Origin of the sequence: Cellulomonas bogoriensis 69B4 = DSM 16987 (genome assembly GCF_000767165.1) — a bacterium.
GTDB classification, from domain to species: Bacteria; Actinomycetota; Actinomycetes; order Actinomycetales; family Cellulomonadaceae; genus Actinotalea; species Actinotalea bogoriensis.
Window position 1 is genome coordinate 1 of record NZ_AXCZ01000226.1, and the last position, 3,401, is coordinate 3,401.

Sequence of the window (3,401 nt, forward strand, 5' to 3'; positions counted from 1 at the left end):
CCGACCTGCAGGCGCTCACCGGCGGGGGCTGGTTCTACGACCTGCCCCCGCGACGCCGTCCCCTGCACGGTCGCCTGTACCTGTGGTCCTACACGTGGAGCATGTACGCCGCGATGGCCCGCCCGCCCCTGTGGGGCTCCAACATGGCCATCCGCAGGTCCGTGTGGCTCACCGTCACCGACCGGGTGCACCGCGACGACCCGGAGGTCCACGACGACGTCGACCTGTCCCTGGTCCTGGGTCCGGGCCTGCGGGTGCGGCGCGACCCAACTCTGGTGGTGGGTGTCGACGGCCGCAGCCTCGAGGCCGGGCCCCAGATGCGCAGACGGTTCCGCCGGGCCTGGCGCACCCTGCGCCTGAACTGGCGCGACAGCCCCCCGTGGCGACGATGGGCCCACCGGCTGCACCGATGAGCCGGTGCCCGCACCGGCTGCGCCGATGAGCCGGGCGACCTAGCGTGGGTGGATGCGCATCGTCATCGCCGGTGGACACGGTCAGATCGCCATGCGGCTCACGCGCCGCCTCACCTCCCGCGGCGACACCGTCGTGGGCATGGTCCGCAACCCCGATCACGTGGGCGACCTGGCCGCCCTGGGCGCCGAGGCCGCGGTGGTCGACCTCGAGCACGCCGACGTCCCCGCGGTCGCCCCGACCCTGGAGGGCGCCGACGCCGTGGTGTTCGCCGCAGGCGCCGGCCCCGGCTCGGGAATCGCCCGCAAGGACACCGTCGACCGTGCCGCGGCCGCGCTGCTCGCCGACGCAGCCGAGGCCGCGCAGGTGCGCCGGTACGTGCTGGTCTCCGCGATGGGCGTGGACCACGCCGACCAGGTCGAGGACGAGACGTTCCGCGCCTACCTGCACGCCAAGGCAGCGTCCGAGCAGGACCTCCGTGCCCGGGACCTGGACTGGACCATCGTGCGACCGGGCGGCCTGACCGACGACGAGGGCACCGGACGGGTGCTGCTGGCCGGGTCCGTGGACCGGGCGCAGATCCCCCGGGAGGACGTCGCCGCCGTGCTCGCGGCCGTCCTGGACGAGCCCGCGAGCGCAGGCCTGACCCTGGAGGTCGTCAGCGGGGAGGACCTGGTGGACGCCGCGGTGCAGGCCGCCTCCCGGGGGGAGCCCGGGGACGGGTCGGCCGGCGCGGTGGCAGACGCCTGAGCGTCAGGCGCAGGCGGAGATCTGGGTCCAGGCGTAGCCGGTGCCGGGAGCAGTGAGCCCGCCGATAACGCCGTGCGCGCGGTAGTTGGAGCCCTCATAGGACACCAGGTCGCCGCTCCGGTAGAAGGCCCACGGCCGCCACGGGGGCTCGCACGCCGGCAGTGGGGCGACCCGGACGGTGGTGACGACTGCCGGGTGGGCCGAGGGGGCGAGGGTGGCGCTCATGACCCGCCCGTCGGCATTGCCCTGCGCGACGAAACGCACCTGCAGCTCGGCGCCCGCGTCGGGGGCGAGGGGCGCACCGGTGGTGCACGGCACGTCGGCGTTGCTGCCGGTGGGTGCCTGGCACGACCAGCCGTTCCCACCGCCCGACTCCCAGAACACCCCGGGCGGGAGCCTGAGGACCACGGTCGCACCCGGCGCCGTGGTCCCCCCCTGGTTGTGGACCAGGTAGGTGACGGTGGCCGGCACGTCCCGCTCGACGTGCAGCAGCTCCGGGGCGTGCACGGTCAGGTCGGCCGGCGCCGAGACCAGGCGCAGCGGGTGGGCCGCCGCCAGCACGACCTCCCCGTCGTGCTCGACCTCGACGGCCACGGCCGCCGCCAGGTCGGCGTCGACCACCGCACCGGTGAACGGGACCGTCACCTCGGTCTGGTCCTCGGGTGCGACGGTGATGCTCTGCTCGCACACGGTGGTCCCGTCCTCGAGGGACTCACAACCCGCGACCCCGGTGAGGACCCCTGACGGGAGGGTGACCGCGACCCGCACCTGGTCCGCGGGCGCCTGCCCGTCGTTGGCCACCAGGGTGGTCGCCACGGCTGGCTCGGCACCGACGAGCACCTCACGGTCCAGGGTGGACGTCGCACGCAGCTCGGCCACTGCCGTGACCGCCAGGTCGTGCTCGGTGCGGGCCACCAGGCTCCCGTCGCCGTCACGCAGGGTGAGGACGACGGTGCGGTTCGCCGTGCCGGGCGGGACGGTCACACGCACCGGGGCCTGCGCCGAACCGCCGCCGACGACGGGGCCCACGGCCGTGCACCAGGTGCCGGTGCCGCACTGCTGCCACCGCAGACCCGGGGTCAGCGAGATCCCCTGCGGCAGGGCGACCTGCAGCGTCAGGCCCGTCAGGGTGGACCCGCCCGGGTTGGTGACCCTCAGGGTCAGGTCGACCGGGGCGCCCGGTCCGCCGGGGTTCGTCTCGACGGTCAGCAGGGGCGGGGCGGACGCGGGCTGGAGCGTGAGGGGTACCTGCACGTCACGGGCACCGTCCACGCGAACCCCCACCGGGGTGGTCACCGGGGGCCCCACGAACGGGGCGTCGTCGGTGAGGTCCAGGGCCGGCAGCCCGACGGTGAGGGTGAGCCGCTCGGTGGTCGCCGGTGCGAGGGCCGGCAGGGTGCAGGTGCCGTCGGCGCACACCCACGGGCCGTCCGCCACGGCGAGCGTCGCACCGGCCGGCAGCTCGGGGAGGTCCAGGTGCACCGTCACCGGGACGGTCGTGCCCCCCGTGTTGCGGACGGGGACCACCAGGTCGCCGGTGCGCGGCCCGTCGATGGCGGCCTCGACGGTGAGCGGCTCGGGGTCCGGGACCAGCAGGCGCCCCGGGGCCGAGACGAGGCGCACCTCGGTGGTGGCCGTGGAGTGGACGGTGCGGGCGGTGAGGGTGCCGCTCACGTCCAGGTCGTGCAGGGGCCGGTCGGCGCCCAGGTCCAGGCGGGGCGCGGCCAGCTCCAGGTCCAGGGGCACCGACGCACCGCGCGGCAGCACGTCCACGGTGCAGGTGCGGGTGCCGGGCGACAACGTCGGGCACGACCACGGGGACCCGGCCGCGGGCCGGACCGTGAGCCCGTCGAGCGCCGCCGGGACCTCGAGGGTGAGGCGGGCGTCCGGCCGGGTGGTCCCGCCGGTGTTGCGGACGTCCACCCGCACGGTGCGCGTGTGCCGGGCGTCGGGGTCCCCGCTCAGGACGACCGTGGCGGGGGCCTGGACCTCCATGCGGGCCGGGGTCGAGCTGACCCGGGTGGTGAGGGTCGCGACCACGGGGCTGGCCGGATCCCGCTCGGTCCAGGTACGGACGTCCACCTGCACCTCCACGGTGCCGTCCAGGTCGGGGTCGGTCACGATGATGCGGGCGTCCAGCTCGCTGGCCCCACCGGCCGGCACGCCCTCGGTGCGGCACGTCGTGACCGACGGGGCGGTGGCCTCGCACCTCCACCCGCCGGCCGGCGCAGCGGCCGCCG

General features: G+C 76.0%; 2 protein-coding genes and 1 pseudogene. 2 read left to right on the forward strand and 1 reads right to left on the reverse strand.

The window, feature by feature from the left end; all coding sequences use genetic code 11:
- Both N869_RS17940 and N869_RS13730 read left to right on the forward strand, forming a co-directional pair.
- Positions 1-413: pseudogene (locus N869_RS17940) on the forward strand (glycosyltransferase family 2 protein); the annotation flags it as partial.
- Between the two features lie 52 nt (positions 414-465).
- Entirely contained in the window at positions 466-1,161 is a 696-nt protein-coding gene (locus tag N869_RS13730) for an SDR family oxidoreductase (protein WP_052105583.1), read from the forward strand.
- 3 nt (positions 1,162-1,164) lie between these two features.
- Here the strand turns inward: N869_RS13730 and N869_RS17945 are convergent.
- The coding region (locus tag N869_RS17945) for a hypothetical protein (RefSeq protein WP_198026086.1) at positions 1,165-3,401 on the reverse strand (2,237 nt) is incomplete at its 5' end.